A 14,937-nucleotide genomic window follows, 5' to 3' on the forward strand; every position below is an offset into this window, starting at 1 on the left:
CTAGCCAATAGCGTTTCTCGGCAGCGGTGCTGCCCGGCGCATCCGGGTATCGCGCCGGCCCTCGTCCTGCGCCCAGGACGGTCCCGGCGGCACCTTTTCCGCCCAGCCATCGCCGAAGAAGCAAGTTGCTCAATGCTTTTCGTTCCATTCGCACTGCGAAGCCGGTCCCCATCATTTACCGTATGTTTCGGCACACGCGGTGAGTCGTTTCCCGCAGCTTCCGCACCGGAAGTCTGGTGATCGCCGAGGTTCACGACCGAACGCTCTGGAGGACTTGGATGACGCCCAATGGGGATGCAACAGCACTGCACTCGGTAGACGAGGTGCTCCCGCGGAAGATGCGGTGGTTCGACGGCTTCGCGATGGCCATGACGATGCCCGCCGCTCTCGTGGCGACATTGGGTGCTTCCATCGCCGGTCTCGGCGGTTGGGGCGCCGCAGTGCTGTGGGCCATCTCGATGGCGATCTCGTTGGCCGTCAACTGGATCTACATCGAACTGGCCGCCATGTTCCCGAACGCATCCGGCGGAATCTCCGGCTTTGCCGCAGAAGCGTGGAAGAAGCGAGTGCCGTGGTTCGCACCGCTGGCGGGAGTGGGCTATTGGCTGCCATGGGGATCCAATCTGGCGACCTACGGTTCATTCACGGGTCTGCTGGTCCAATCGCAGTGGTTTCCCGACCAGCAGTGGACCTTCGATCTGGGCCCCCTGCATTTCAGCTTCCCGATCCTCATCGGCCTGATCGTGATCTTCGCGCTGTACGGCATCAACGTCATCGGTGTCCGGGTCACCATGGTGTTCGTCTACGTCACCGCAGCGATCCTGATGATCCCGCTGGCCGTCTTCATCTTCTTCCCGGTGTTCAACGCCGACTGGGCGCCGATGGAGCTGACATGGAATCTGCACGGGCTGGAGGGGCTGCACACGGCGATCGTCTGGCTCTACGTGATGGCGTGGACGACGCTGGGTATCGAGGTGTGCGCCACCTTCGCATCCGAGTACCGCGACCCGGTGCGCGATACCTCCCGCGCGATCCGCGCGTCGGCTCTGTTCTGTCTGGGTGTGTTCTTCCTGGTGCCGCTGACCCTCGGTGGATTCGCCGGTGAAGAGGCGATCGCGCAGGACCCGTCCACCTTCTTCGTGGCGAGCTTCTCCCAACTGACCGGGGCAGGTGCCGACGTCATGGTGCTCTGTCTCATCGCGTCGCTGTTGCTCGTGATGCTGACGTCGGTCGCCGATGCTTCGCGGGTGCTGTTCAACATGGGCAAGGAGGGCATCACGGTGCGCTCGATGGGCAAGCTCAACCGCCGCGGCGTACCCGTCCGGGCGCTGAACGTGATGCTGGTGCTCAACATCGTCCTGCTGGTGGTGCTCCAGCAGCCGCTGGCGATCATCGTCACCGGGAATCTGGGCTACATCCTGGCGCACGTGCTGGCGGTGGCGGGTTTCGCACTGCTGCGCAAGGACCGGCCGGACGCGGTGCGTCCGATCAGGTTGCCCCGGGTCTTCGTGCCCTTGTCGATCGGTCTCGCGGTTCTGCTCAGCGTGCTGCTGGTGGTCGGGGCGACCGGGTTCTCGGTCACCGGTTACGGCGGGATGCTCGAACTGGGTATCGCGCTGTCGATCCTGGCCGCCGGTGTCGTGCTGTGGTGGTTCGTGCAGCGGCGCGACCGTGCCGAGTCGAACGCCCGGGACTGATCGGGACGCCCCCGCGAAGTTCCGTGCGGTTCAGGTTTACTTCCTGCCAGCCGGGGGACACAGTCTGCAGGCGGTTTGTTTGGTCGGCTGCGCCGGTTTCCGCCAGGTGGACTCGACTGAGGGGCGCAGTCGCGTTAAGCAGCAGCGGGACCCCGAGTCCACCGCTTTCTCGGCGTCCGGGCGGTCTCGATCCATTACATTGCTGTGGTGAGCGCGGGTGACGCAGTCGAGATGACGCCGGTGGAGCAGGCGCTGGCGGGCGGGATTCCGCACCGCATCGGCTGGTACCGGTTCTTCTTTGCCGACGAACGGTGGGAGTGGTCGCCGGAAGTCGAGATGATGCACGGGTACGAGCCCGGCACCGCTCGACCGACCACCCAGGTGGTGCTCGGGCACAAGCATCCCGAGGACCGCGAGCGGGTCGCCGCGACGCTGGGTCAGATCCTCGTGACGCATCGGGCCTTCTGCACGCGGCACCGCATCATCACTGTCGCCGGGGAGATCCGCGAGGTCCTCGTCGTCAGCCAGCCGATCAAGGATGAGGGGGAGGTCGTCGGTACCCAGGGGTTCTACATCGATGTCTCACCGGGACGCGAGGAGTTGATCACCGAGGCCGTCGCCGAGATCACCGACCAGCGTGCCATCATCGAGCAGGTCAAAGGGGTTCTGTGTGTGGTGTACCGCATCGATGCGGATGCCGCGTTCGCGTTGCTCCGGTGGCGGTCCCAGGAGACCAACGTCAAGCTCCGTGCCCTTGCCGAGCAACTGATGACGGATTTCATGTGCGTCGGTGGAGGGCATCAGCTTCCCGAGAGGGAGGCGTTCGACAACCTGCTCATGACGGCGCACCTGCGGATCGCACGGTCCGACGACCACGGTGGAGACCAGGACGCACCGGGCTGAACCGAGCGGTGGGTCCTTCAGCGCGGCCGGTCCAGCCACCGCGCGATTCGCGGCTCGAACACGGCCAGCAGGACGGTGGCAGCCAACCAGACCACGGACAACGCCACGGTCGTGTGCCACGCGTCGAATGAATAGCCCTCGTCGTCTTCGCTGTGGAAGTACGGGCCGATGATGCCGAACTGGATCGCCGGTGCAACGGCTATCGAGAACGCCAGTCCGGTGGTGGCCCCGAATGCGCCGCGTAGCAACCAGGCCCGCGGGGTGCGGCCGGTCGGCGCGGGATGATGGTGGGCCAGCAGGATCAGCAGCAACATCAGTCCGATGACGACGGCCAGCACATCCCAGTCTTCACCGGCGAAGATGAAGGCGACCGCACCACCGACGGTGGCCAGCGCGAGCGCTCCGGGATCGACGCGATGTTGGACATGCAGCGTCGGGGCGCGCTCGTCATCGGCTGACATTGGCTCACTGTAGGGCCGACACCGAGGATCACCCGAGAACCATTGCCCGGCGCGGGACTTTTCGCCCGGTGGCCGATCCCGCGCACCAAAGCAGGAAGCCTGCCGTTCGGGGGAGACGGCAGGCTTCCTGGGTTTTGGTGATTCAGTCGCGCACTAGGCGACGCCCTGAGCTCCGAGCACGCGCTGGATGTCCGGCTTCATCATCTGGAGCTGCTGGCCCCAGTAGCCCCAGCTGTGGGTGCCGTTCGGCGGGAAGTTGAACACGCCGTTGGTGCCACCGGCCGCGATGTACTTGTCGCGGAAGCTGACGTTGGTGCGCAGCGTGAAGCCCTCCAGGAACTGGGCCGCCATCAGGTTGGCACCGTTGGCGCCGACGTCGAGATCCGACGGAGTACCGGTGCCGCAGTAGACCCACACCCGGGTGTTGTTGGCGACCAGCTGGTTGATGTTGACCATCGGGTCGTTGCGCCGCCACGCGGGATCGGACGACGGGCCCCACATGCTCTCGGCGTTGAAGCCGCCGGCGTCATTCATGGCCAGCCCGATCAGCATCGGCCACCAACCCTCGGACGGGTTGAGGAAGCCGGAAAGCGATGCAGCATAGATGAACTGCTGCGGGTGGTGGATGGCGTAGTTCAGCGATGCGCTGCCGGCCATGGACAGACCCACCACCGCGTTGCCGACGCGCGAGACGCCCTTGGCGGCCTCCAGGTAGGCAGGCAGTTCCTGGGTCAGGAACGTCTCCCACTTGTAGGTGTAGTTCTGGCCGTTGCCCTTCGACGGCTGGTACCAGTCGGAGTAGAAGCTGGACTGGCCGCCGACCGGCATGATCACCGACAGGCCCGAGTCGTGGTACCACTCGAATGCGGCGGTATTGATGTCCCAGCCGTTGTAGTCGTCCTGGGCGCGCAGACCGTCGAGCAGGTAGACCGCGTGCGGTCCGCCACCCTGGAACTGCACCCGGATGTTGCGGTTCATCGACTGGGAGAACACGTCGAGGTACTCGACGGGCAGGCCGGGGCGTGAGAACGCCCCAGCGGTCGCCGAACCCCCGGCGAAGCCGATCAGCCCGGGCAGCACCAGGACTGAAGCGGCCAGCACCGCCGCCCTGCGTAGCAATCCGCCACGGATGTTTCTGATGAACTTCATAACGGCAACCAACCCACCTTTCTTCACGTGTTAAGCAATCGCCGTTGCTTTCTTCGTGAGGTAGTTGACCATGCGCCACATCAGTCACACGCGTAACAACGCGGCGCGCCCTGATCGCGGGTTGCTAACGATTACGACTCGGCGTTGAGACCCGCGCCGGTCCCCGGGCCAGGGGTTTCGTCGCTATCGGGTGTCCGCGGCGGCCAGCACCCGACGCGTCGTCTCCCGGCGCTCCTCGATGGCGCGGCCGATCTCGTGCAGCAGCGCCGGCTTGCGCATCACGAGATCCTCGAGCTGATCGCGTCCGATCTGCAGCACGGTGACCTCGTCGAGTGCGTGCGCCCCGGCGAGCACCGACTCCCGCGTCAACGTCGTCTGGCCGAGGAAATCACCCGACTCCAAGGTGCCGACGACCACCACCGAACCGTCGTCCCGTCGGCTGACGACCCGGATCCGGCCGCCCACCACGAACGTCATGCCGGCCGGCACCTCGCCCTGAACCTGCACCGTCTCATCGGTCCCGTACCGGGTCACCCGGATATGCGGGGCGATCTCGGCGAGTTCACCCGGGTTGAGCCGTAACGAGGTGGCCACCACGCGCATCGCCGCGGCGACCCGTTCGGGACCGGCGAAATCGTCCTCGGCCTCGTCGAGGTGCAGTTCGGCACGCCGCGAGGCGTACCAGATCCAGCGCAGGAAGGTCGCGCGCGCCGCCCCGGCATCGGCCGGTGACCGCAGCGGGATCGTGGTCTTGTACTCCTGGCCGCCGACCGCCACTGCTTTCGTGCTGGCGTCGGGCCGTACCTGTGGCAGCGTGCCGGCCACCCGGGCCAGCATCGCGCAAACCTCGTCCGGCGCATCCTGCAACCCGAAAACGCTGGTGACAGAAATGGAGTACGCATCGGCCGGCCGGCTGAGATTGGTGAACGAGGCCGCCGCCAGCACCGAGTTGGGCATGATCTGCAGACCGCCGCCGCCGGTGTCGATATGGGTTGCCCGCCAGTTCACTTCGACCACCCGGCCGCGCGCCGACGGAGTGTCCAGCCAGTCACCGAGCTGGAAGGGCTGCTCGAACAACAGCAGCAGGCCGGACACGATCTGGCCGACCGCGTTCTGCAGTGCCAGGCCGAGCACGATCGAGGTGACGCCGAGCGCGGTGAACAGCCCGCCCACATCGGCGCCCCACACGTAGGACAGGATCATCGCCAGGCCGATGGCGATGACGACGAAGCGTGTCACGTCCAGGAAGATCGACGGAATCCGCTTGCGCCAGGAGCCTTCTGGTGCTCCCTGGAAAAGGGTGGCGTTGAACCCGGACAGCAGCAGGATGAGCACCGTGAAACCGAACGCGGTGGCGATCACCCGTACCGGGGTCGCCTCGGCGGACACCTCGTTCGCCTTGACCAACAGCACCAGCAGTGCCCCGAGTGGCACGATGTAGTTGCGCACCAGCCCGACCGCGCGCGCCAGCCCACTTCCGCGTCGCACCAGCGTATTCCGCACCTCGGTCAATACAATCAGAGTGACCGGCAGACCGAGCGACACCCCGAGGGCCCAATAGAACCAGTTCGTGTCCAGCAGCTCGGTCATGCCCGGTTCTCCGACAGGCGCCACACCGGTTCGGTAAGCCCCGACACATTGACCGCCTCGACCGGGACGAACTGGCGGGTGTCGTTCATCGCGTCATACACCCGCGACGTCACGTAGACACCGGGTTGGGGCGAACCACTCTGCACGCTGTTGGCCAGATCGACTGTGGCGCCCCACATATCGTAGGCCAGACTGGATCGGCCGATGAGCCCGCTGGTGACCGTGCCGGTGTCGATGCCCGCGCGCAGCCTGAGCCGGTTACCGGTTTCACCATTGAAACGATCGATGATGCGTTGCATCTCGATCGCGAAGTCCACCGTGCGCCGCACATTGTCCAGCCGCGGCACGCTCAGCCCGCAGCTGGCCAGATACCCGTTGTGCAGAGTGCGAACCTTCTCCACTCCCAGACTCTCGGCGGCGGCATCGAACTGCCGGACCAACCCGTTGACCAGTTCCAGCCCCTCGTCGGCGCTCAGATCGGCGGCCAACTCGTCCATGCCGGAGATGCCGGCGTAGATCACCGTGACGTTCTGATGATCCTGGGCGATGGTCTCCTCGCCTTCGCGGTAGCGGGCCACCACCTGCTCGGGCATCAGCGACAGCAGCATCCGATTGTTCTCCTGGCGCTGCTCGTTGAGCAGATCCTCCTTGATCGCGAGGTTGCGGCTCATATTGTTGAATGCGACCGTAAGGTCACCGAACTCGTCCTTGGACTGGACCGGGACGGTGACCCCGTAGTCCCCGGAGCTGATCTGCTCGGCCCCGGCCTCCAGCCGGCGGATAGGCCGGATGAACAGGCGCGCCAACAACATTGCCGCAATCGACACCACGAAGATGATCCCGGCGGTGGACAACACCAGATTGCGGGTGAACGACGCCACCGGCGCGAAGGCCTCCTCGCTGTCGATGTTGGCGATGATCGCCCAGTCCAGTCCGGGCAGGTCCACCGGCGCATAGGCCTGCAACGCCTCGCGCGCCAGATAGTCATCCTCGACGACGGTGCCGGTCTGGCCCTGCAACGCCCGGCGGGTGGCATCATCGGTCACGGGCTGAACCAGGATGTTGCCGCCCGAGGTCGCCGACTGCCTGGCCACATCGGGCGGCGTACCCGCTTCGATCGCGCGCTTCTCGAACTCTGCGGGGTTCTCCTCGAACAGTCGAGAGTTCGAGCGCATCAAGCCATCCGGACCGACCAGGAAGGTCTCCCCGGTCGTCCCCATCCCGGCAGCCTCCCAGTTTCCGCCCATCGTCATGATCCGGTTGACCCCGGACGTGGGGAACTGCAGCGCCAGTACCCCGTCGATGCGACCGGCGGCGCCCACGGGGGAGACCAGCCAGGCGGTCGGGGCCGCCGATGGCTGGTAATTGCTGAAGTCGGTGACGCCCACATAGTCGACGACGTTGGTCTCCAGCGACTTGCGGTAGGCCTGGGTCAAATCGCCGCCGCTGAACGGACCGGCGAGGATGTTGGTGCCCAGATCGGCAGCCTTGTAGGCGGAGTAGACCACATTGCCCCGGGTATCGAGCAGCAGAGCGTCCTCGAACTTGAAGCGGTTCACGATCTGCCGGAAGAAATCGTTGAACCGTGCGTTGGCCGACGACCATGGACTGCCGTCGCCGGCGTCATCGACCTTGATGGCGTCGTCCCAGTCGGTGTGCGGGGCGGTGTAGTGAGCCTGCAGGTACTTCTGCGCGTTCGACGTGGGCAGCATGCCCCGGACGTCGACTTCCTGACCGGTTGCCTCGCTGGTCACCTCGGCGTACTGCTGCCGGTAGTAGTCGACGATCGACTTGTCCTGAGCGGGCGTGATGGTGGCGTCGGCGAGATCGTCGAACCCGGCGGTGAAGGCACGGGCGGCATCGATGGCGGTGGAGCCGCGGGTGTAGACCACCAGTGACTCGCGCAGATAGCGGAATTCGGCCTCCAGTTGGCGGGTCTGTGCGGTCAGCACCTCGTCGAGTCGGTTGAACGCAGCTTCCCGCAACGAACTCCGGCCCGATTGGTACCCGATGAAGCCGACGACCAAGGCCGACAAAACACTGGTGGCCAGCAACATGATCAACAGTTTGGACTGGATGCTCATCCGGGAAAGCGTGCGTCTGCGGCGGCGGGGCGAGTCCGCACCGGGACGCGTGACCTCGGGGCGGGATTCAGTTGTCGTCGTCATCAGTCGGGGAGCTTAACCCGGCCGGACAAATTCGGGGTTGTGCTTGGCAAACATGGCAGCGCGCGCCTGCGGAGTGCGGCTACCGTGGGAGCGATGCGTACTGATCGCACGAAGGTGCTCATCATCGGTGGCGGTTTCGGTGGCCTGTTCTGCGCCCGACGGCTCGGACGCGCCGACGTGGACGTCACTCTGCTCGACCGCGCTGCCGGACATCTCTTTCAGCCACTGCTGTATCAGTGCGCCACCGGGACGCTGAGCATCGGGCACATCAGCCGGTCTCTGCGGGAGGAACTTTCGCGACACCGCAATGTGCGGACACTGCTCGGCGAGGCAGTCCGGCTGGACCCCGACGCCCGCAGCGTGACGGCGATGCGTCCGGACGAGACCACATTCACGGTGGACTACGACATCCTCGTGCTGGCCGCCGGGATGAAGCAGTCCTACTTCGGCAACGAGCATTTCGCCGAGTGGGCACCGGGCATGAAGACCCTCGATGACGCACTGTGCATCCGGCAGCGGCTGTTCACCGCATTCGAGATCGCCGAGACGCTGGCCCCCGGGCCGGAGCGGGACAGCTGGTTGACCTTCGCGGTCGCTGGTGGCGGACCGACCGGCGTGGAGATCGCCGGCCAGATCCGTGAGGTCGCCACCCGCACGCTGGCCAACGAGTTCCACAGCATCGCGCCCGAGGACGCCCGGGTGCTGCTCTTCGACGGCGGCGAGCGGGTGCTCAAGACTTTCGCACCGGGCTTGGCCGACAAGGCCGCCCGCACACTACAAACCCTCGGCGTCGAACTGCACATGGGGGTGCACGTGACCGACGTCGGCCGCGACGGGGTCACGGTGACGCCCAAGTCGGGCGGACCGGCCGAGCAGTACGCGGCCCGGACCGTGCTGTGGACCGCGGGTGTGGAGGCGGTGCCGTTCGCACGGCATGTGGCCGAGGTGCTCGGGGCCGAGGCCGACCGGGCCGGACGCATCATGGTCGCCGAGGACCTATCGGTGCCCGGATTTCCGGAGATCTTCGTGGTCGGCGATCTCGTCGGCAGCGGTGATCTGCCCGGGGTCGCCGAGAACGCCATGCAGGGCGGGCTGCATGTCGCCGCGTGTGTGCGCCGCGAGATGGAAGGCAAGCCGCGCCGCCGCTACCGGTACCGGGACCTGGGGTCGGCGGCCTACATCAGCCGGGGCAACGCCCTGCTGCAGGTCGGGCCGATCCGCATCGCCGGGTTCTTGGGCTGGCTGGGATGGGGATTCATCCACATCGCGTTTCTCACCGGTGTGCGCAACCGGGTCAGCACCTTGGCGACCTGGTTGGCCACCATCGCCCGCGCCGGCCGCTACCACCGGGCCTTCATGCTGGGCGACCGCGGCGTACCCGAACAGCCCTACACCTGGACCAAAGACGACTCCTAGTCCACGATCACCCAGCCGTGCGGAGGCACCACGATGTGCTGAACCCGGTCGGGCGGCGGGGCGCCCGATCCGGCGACGATCCGGCCCGGTTCGGGCAGGTCCGCGCTCAACGGCGTATCGCCGATGTTGAGGGCCACCACGAGGGAGTCGGCCCCGGTCCCCGTCCGGTAGACGTAACCGGCGTTGCTCAGCTGCAGTGACTCGGTGGTCGCGGTGTGCAGCCACGCGTTCCTGCGGCGCAGTCCGATCAGATACTGGTGCAGCGACAGGGTGTCGTCGGGGCCGTCGGGCCGGGGCCCGAACTCGGGTCGCACCGCGTCATCGCCACCGGCGCGTTCCTCCTTGACGCCCAACCAGGCCCACTCGTCGCCGGCGTAGATGCTCGGCGTCCCACCGGTGGTCAGCAGCAGCACCAGTGCGTGCTCGAGATGGCGGATATCGGTCAGCTGGCTGGCGATCCTGCTGACGTCGTGGTTGCCGACGAAGGTGAGCGGGATGAACGTCTGCAGAAAACTGTTGTGCCGCTGCAGCGCCCAGTCGAGCTCGTGGAAGTTCGCGTCGTTGAGGCTGCTCCAGATCGCCTTCCACAACTCGTACTGGGTGACCGAGTCCAGGGCCCCGGCTTGCACCTGGGCTGGGTAATCGCCGTGGATGACCTCGCCGACGAACCAGGCTTGCGGGTGACGGTCCCGTACCTGCGGCAGCACCTTCGCCCAGAACGACGACGGCACCGCATAGGCGGCGTCGAGGCGCCAGCCATCGGCGCCACGGCTCAGCCAGTGGTCCATCACCTCGACCGTGTAGGCCACCACCTCGGGGTTGGCGTGGTTGAGCGCGATCAGTTCGCCGTGGCCTTCGAAAGTGGCGAAACCGTTGCGGCCGCGGCGAAACCATTCACCCGAACCGCCGCCCAGTGCGTCGCGGTAGCGAGGGAAGTCGGTGCCGACGTGGTTGAAGACGCCGTCCAGCAGTACCCGCAGACCCCGGCGGCGACATTCCTCGATGAGCCGGTCGAAGTCCGCGTCGGTACCCAGCCGAGGGTCGAGACGCCGATGGTCGGTGGTGTCGTAACCGTGTGTGCGCGAGGCGAACACCGGTCCGAGCGCCAGCCCGGAGGCGCCGAGTTCGACCGCGTGGTCCAGCCAGTCGATGATGCGCAGCAGCCGGTGCTGGTCGGCGGTCGGCGCGGGCTGCGCCGGGAACGCACCCACGAAGCCGAGGGGGTAGACATGCCACCAGATGACGTGACGCACCCAGTCCGGATCGGTCACGGCCGGAACTTCGCTTCGTAGAGGGCGCGCATCTCGTCCTCGAGATCCGGTGCCGGCCCGTCGGTGACGAGGCCTGGGGCGACGACACCGATGGGCAGCGCCGCGACGGGGGAGGCCGGGGCACCCCACTGGGCACACCATCGGCCGAACTGTTCGGCCGAGGCCGCGTACACGATCCGTCCGAGCCCGACCCAGGCGTGCGCGGCCGAGCACATCGGGCAGTGCTCACCGGAGGTGTACACGGTGGCGGCGGCGCGCCGCGCCGGGGACAGGTGTTCGGCGGCCCACCGGGCGATGGCGAACTCGGGATGCTGGGTCGCGTCGCCGCCTTTTACCCGGTTGTGATCGGCGAACAGGACAGCGCCGTCCTCGTCGACGAGCAGGGAGCCGAACGGCTCGTCACCACCGTCGAGGGCAGTGCGGGCGAGTCCGACGCAGCGACGCAGATATTCGAGGTCTTCGTCGCTGATCGCCACACCGGCAGTCTACGCGGGCATTCGGTTCAAGCCGGGCGGCTCGACGTCGGCCGATGGTGCTGCCCCCCAGCACCACGCCGCGTAGGCGGCCGCGACGGCGATCGCCTCGACGTCGCGGTCGTTGCCACCCGCTGAGCGCACCGGGTCCTCGACGGCACCCCGGATCATCCGGACGAGGGCGAATAAGGGTTCTTCTGCATGGCGTTCGCACGTCATCGGGCGTCCTCTCCACAGCGGACGGCGGCACACCACCCCAGATTGTGCGAGCCCCCCATTACCGCTTGCTACCGCTCAGAGTAGGCGCTCCCGGCCCGGAATGCTGGATATGACACATTGTGAGCCAAGCAAATTCATTCAATCGCAACACGAGGTCGGCCCAGTGGTGACATCGAGGCTGACGTCAAGCCTGCAAGCGCAGGATGCGAGCACCGGGACGTCGGCCCGGGCCCGGGCAATTTCGAGTTGCCCGGCGACGATCCCGGCCTCGGCGTCGCGGCCCAACCGGCGCAGGCATTCGTGGTATCCGTGCAGGCTCCAGACGTTTCCGGGGTGTTGACAGGAGCGCCGCAAGGTGTCGTCCAATCCCAGGTCGGCCGCGTACACCGCAGCGGCCTCCTCGACCCGGCCCTGCTCGAGCAGCAGCGCCCCGTAGGCGTGCCGGGTCGGCTGCATCCAGCCCCACGGTTCGTCGTAGGGCAGCGCGTCGTCGAGCGCGATGGCGTGCCGCAGCAGCGTGAACGCTTCCTCGAATCGTTGTTCTCGGTAAGCGATTTCGCCGTCGAGCATGGCCACCGCGATGGCCAGGATGTCGCGGCTGGTGTTGTTGAACAGGTAGCGGGATTCCGGGATGCGTGCGTACGTCGCAGCCAGTGCAGCCTGTTCGGCGCGGGCCGCAGGTAACTGGCCGGTGGCTGCGTAGGCGATGCCGCGACCGTAATGCAGGGTGGCCGTGGTGGTGCAGTACAACCCGGGGTCCTCGGGCAGAGGCAACGAGATCAACTCGTCCCAGCGGCCGAACCGCACCAGCACGTGCACCCGCAGCGGGACGAACGCCTCCAGCCAATCCGCCATCGGCGGCGATTCGATGGCCAGCAGGTCCGGGGTCAACTGCGCGGCTAGTTCGACGGCGGCCTCGTCGGCGATCCGGGAGTTGCCCTCGAACATGGCCGAATAGACCACGAAGTGCAGATCGTGCGCCCGGTAGAGGGAGTAGAAGTTCAGCGGGCCGGAGCGGTCGACGAACAGGCGGTCGGCGCGGACCGCCGCCTGGTTGGCGACCACCGACGCACGGTAATCACCGCACAACACGTCGATGTGGCTCGGCATGTGCTGCAGGTGGCCGGCGTCGGGGACCAGACCACGCAGCAGGTCGGCAGCGGGCAACGCGTCCTCCGGATGCGCCGACATCTCCATGGCATGGATGTAGAGGTGCAGGATTCCCGGATGGCTGCGTCCGGCCGGGCCGGTGAGTGCGGCGTCGAGCAGGGTCTTGGCCTCAGTCACGCGGGAGCCCGCGGCGGGGTGGCCGGTTGTACTGTCCCACAACGCCCACGCGGTGACGTTGAGCAGCGCGTCGGCGGCCAGTGCCTGCACGTCGACATCGTCGGGACAGGTCTCGGCCACTGCTGTCATGGCCTCGGCGTAGGCCAGGTGTCCGGCGGTCAGGGCGGCCGTGTCGAGCGGGTCGTCGGTCGGGAAGCGTGCTGTCAGCGCGGCGATGAGTGCGCGTTCGGTGGCCGAGGCGCGTCCGCCGGCCGCGGCGGCCAGCTCGGTGCGGGCTCGGGCCAGCGCGTCGGCCAACTCGTCTGCGTCGAAGGCCTCCCACGCCTTGTTGTAGTTGGGGCCGACGGCGTAGGCGATGCCCCACCGCGCGATGGCCAGATCGGCGTCATGCTCGAGGGCGCGCTCGAAACAGTGCACCGCCTCGCCGTGGTTGAACGCGTAGGCCCACACCAGTCCCCGGTCGAACCACTGCTGAGCCTGCGGCGAAGTCGTCTCGACCCGGCGGGAGTAGGACCCCAGGTCGTAGTACGGCTCGCTCATGCGGCAACGATAGTTCTCCTCAGCGGTACACGGTGACCCGTTGCCACAAACGCCGCGCCGCAGGCATCCGGACGGTGGTGGCGAGGGCCGCCAGGGCGGCACCCGTCGCGGCCCAGATCGCCAGCGTCACAACCGGTGTCAGGGCGCCGTGCCCGTCGAAGTACTCGATGCTGCGTAGCAGGGCGACCCCGGAGCCCTGCGGCACGATGCCGTTGAACACCGTGTAGAAGCCCGACAGCAAGGGCAGGCCGACCGGCCCGGCGGCGGCCGCATTGCCGACGATCACCAGGAACGCGGTCACGGCCAGCGCTGCAACGGTGCCGAACGCTGCCGAGACGCCGGTGACCGCGCCGCCGACGGCCATCGCGTACAGCCACAGCGCCCCGAACACCTGCCACGGATGTGCGCTCAGGGCATCGATTCCGGCGTCCACATAGAGGGTGACGACACCGGCCAGCAGGGCCGCATACGTCACCAGCGTGACGGTCCGCAGCGCCAGGGTCCACGGCCGCCGGACCGCGCCGACCAGAAAACCGAAGGCTGCGGCGCCGATGGAGGCGCCCAGGGAGACGAAGATGATCGCGTAGAACTCGACCGTGCCCGAGGGGTTACCGGCCGATGTCGGGGCGATATCGGTGACCACCGGAGTCAGGCCGGCTTCGCCCGCCACCGCGCGCCCGACGGTCTCGGCGGCCGCTGCGACGCTGTGGCCGCCCCCGCCGGCGGCATAGATGTCCAACCGGCCCGACGGTTGAACGACGAAGGCGGCATCGGTTCTGCGTTCCAGCACCGCGGTACGGGCGGCCGCGTCATCGTCGACCCGGGTGATGTCCAGTTCGGCCCGGTCGTCCACGGCGTCGACCAGCTGGGTGGGCCCGGCGACCGCGACCCCGAGGTGGTGCAGCGTCGGTTTGGCGAAGGCACCGGCGTAGCTGGCGATCATCGCGAGCACCAGCAGGGCGAAGGTGACCATCGCCAGCGCCACCTGGCGGACCTGGGTGCGGGTGATGCCGTGTCCTTGGGGGGCCGGCTCCGGGGCGAGCGGTGCGGTCGGAAGTGCGTTGTGCTTACCCATCTCAGCACCGTGCCGCGGCGTCGGGCAGCGTGAGCAGCGCGTTGACGGTGTCGAAGGCGGCGGCCACCCGGTCGCGCAAGTGGTCGGTGTCGCGGACACCCGGTTCTTCGATGGGCTCCTCCATCCAGGCCCGCAGCACTTCCATGAACCCGCCGACCAAGAATCGGGTCACGGCCTCGACGGTGAGTCCGGCGATGGGCGTGACGGTGCCTCCCGGGCCCGTGCCGGCCTTGGCGATCTCGGCGCAGGCCGGCGCCAATTCGGCGCGGAAGGCGCTGACCACCCGTTGGGTGACCGAACTGGGCACCACATTGCGGTACATCGCGCGGTGCTCACCGGCAAAGTCGAACAGTCGCATGATGCGTACCCGTGGGTCCCCGCCGATGTCGGCGGCGGCCTGTTCGAACGCCACCGAGAATGCGGCCGCGACGGCATCGTCCCGGTCCCGGAAGTGTTGGTAGAACACCTGCCGGCTGACGCCCGCGCGGCCCACTATGACGGCGACGGTGAGCTCGTCGACCGGGTGTTCGTGGGCGAGGGCGAACGCCGCCTCGTGCAGAAGCGTGCGGACCCGTTCGGCGCGCGGGTCGGCGCTGTGTGTGCGTGCAGCCATGGTTGAGAGCGTAGGCGATTTCGTAGACAGATGACCACGAAAACTCAGGTTATCTATGACACCCGTACGGCAAGT

Annotated in this window: 13 protein-coding genes; 3 read left to right on the plus strand and 10 right to left on the minus strand. The window is 67.2% G+C overall.

Annotated features, from left to right (window positions below; all coding sequences use genetic code 11):
- Positions 1 to 278: 278 nt before the first annotated feature.
- Together V4U86_RS12455 and V4U86_RS12460 are read left to right on the plus strand one after the other, a co-directional pair.
- Positions 279 to 1,697, plus strand: a complete 1,419-nt coding sequence (locus tag V4U86_RS12455) for an APC family permease (RefSeq protein WP_395311504.1) — start codon at positions 279 to 281, stop codon at positions 1,695 to 1,697.
- A 231-nt stretch (positions 1,698 to 1,928) separates the two neighbouring features.
- The gene (locus V4U86_RS12460; RefSeq protein ID WP_395312023.1) at positions 1,929 to 2,600 is read left to right on the plus strand and encodes a PAS and ANTAR domain-containing protein; all 672 of its coding nucleotides are present in this window, start codon (positions 1,929 to 1,931) and stop codon (positions 2,598 to 2,600) included.
- Between the two features lie 17 nt (positions 2,601 to 2,617).
- Here V4U86_RS12460 and V4U86_RS12465 read toward each other — a convergent pair whose 3' ends face one another.
- The 4 genes from V4U86_RS12465 to V4U86_RS12480 all read right to left on the minus strand — a co-directional run bounded on the left by V4U86_RS12465 (position 2,618) and on the right by V4U86_RS12480 (position 7,968).
- On the minus strand, positions 2,618 to 3,061 hold the full coding sequence (locus V4U86_RS12465; protein WP_395311505.1) for a hypothetical protein: 444 nt from the start codon (positions 3,059 to 3,061) through the stop codon (positions 2,618 to 2,620).
- Positions 3,062 to 3,214: 153 nt separating this feature from the next.
- Positions 3,215 to 4,210, minus strand: a complete 996-nt coding sequence (locus V4U86_RS12470; protein ID WP_395311506.1) for an esterase family protein — start codon at positions 4,208 to 4,210, stop codon at positions 3,215 to 3,217.
- A gap of 183 nt (positions 4,211 to 4,393) precedes the next feature.
- The gene (locus tag V4U86_RS12475) at positions 4,394 to 5,800 is read right to left on the minus strand and encodes a mechanosensitive ion channel family protein (protein ID WP_395311507.1); all 1,407 of its coding nucleotides are present in this window, start codon (positions 5,798 to 5,800) and stop codon (positions 4,394 to 4,396) included.
- Positions 5,797 to 7,968, minus strand: a complete 2,172-nt coding sequence (locus V4U86_RS12480; protein WP_395311508.1) for an adenylate/guanylate cyclase domain-containing protein — start codon at positions 7,966 to 7,968, stop codon at positions 5,797 to 5,799. The genes V4U86_RS12475 and V4U86_RS12480 overlap by 4 nt, the downstream gene beginning before the upstream one ends.
- A 93-nt stretch (positions 7,969 to 8,061) precedes the next feature.
- Here V4U86_RS12480 and V4U86_RS12485 point away from each other — a divergent pair, with 93 nt between their 5' ends.
- Positions 8,062 to 9,384 carry an NAD(P)/FAD-dependent oxidoreductase gene (locus V4U86_RS12485; protein ID WP_395311509.1) on the plus strand — a complete coding sequence of 441 codons (1,323 nt, stop codon included), beginning with the start codon at positions 8,062 to 8,064 and terminating at the stop codon, positions 9,382 to 9,384.
- On the opposite strand, the gene V4U86_RS12490 is transcribed toward V4U86_RS12485, so the two are convergent.
- From V4U86_RS12490 to V4U86_RS12515, 6 genes are all read right to left on the minus strand, one after another.
- On the minus strand, positions 9,381 to 10,655 hold the full coding sequence (locus tag V4U86_RS12490) for an alpha-amylase family glycosyl hydrolase (RefSeq protein ID WP_395311510.1): 1,275 nt from the start codon (positions 10,653 to 10,655) through the stop codon (positions 9,381 to 9,383). The two genes, V4U86_RS12485 and V4U86_RS12490, sit on opposite strands and share 4 nt — an antisense overlap.
- A complete protein-coding gene (locus tag V4U86_RS12495; protein WP_395311511.1) occupies positions 10,652 to 11,131 on the minus strand; it encodes a nucleoside deaminase in 480 nt (159 codons plus the stop codon). Before V4U86_RS12495 ends, V4U86_RS12490 begins: the two co-directional genes overlap by 4 nt.
- 9 nt (positions 11,132 to 11,140) lie before the next feature.
- Positions 11,141 to 11,299: a hypothetical protein gene (locus tag V4U86_RS12500; protein ID WP_395311512.1), complete on the minus strand. Its 159-nt coding sequence runs from the start codon at positions 11,297 to 11,299 to the stop codon at positions 11,141 to 11,143.
- Between the two features lie 186 nt (positions 11,300 to 11,485).
- Complete coding sequence (locus V4U86_RS12505; RefSeq protein WP_395311513.1) at positions 11,486 to 13,174, minus strand: hypothetical protein; 1,689 nt, start codon at positions 13,172 to 13,174, stop codon at positions 11,486 to 11,488.
- A 19-nt stretch (positions 13,175 to 13,193) separates the two neighbouring features.
- Positions 13,194 to 14,249: a hypothetical protein gene (locus V4U86_RS12510; RefSeq protein ID WP_395311514.1), complete on the minus strand. Its 1,056-nt coding sequence runs from the start codon at positions 14,247 to 14,249 to the stop codon at positions 13,194 to 13,196.
- A gap of 1 nt (position 14,250) precedes the next feature.
- The gene (locus V4U86_RS12515) at positions 14,251 to 14,862 is read right to left on the minus strand and encodes a TetR/AcrR family transcriptional regulator (RefSeq protein ID WP_395311515.1); all 612 of its coding nucleotides are present in this window, start codon (positions 14,860 to 14,862) and stop codon (positions 14,251 to 14,253) included.
- Positions 14,863 to 14,937: the final 75 nt, after the last annotated feature.

Origin of the sequence: Mycobacterium sp. AMU20-3851 (genome assembly GCF_043974665.1) — a bacterium.
In the GTDB taxonomy this organism is placed as follows: Bacteria; Actinomycetota; Actinomycetes; order Mycobacteriales; family Mycobacteriaceae; genus Mycobacterium.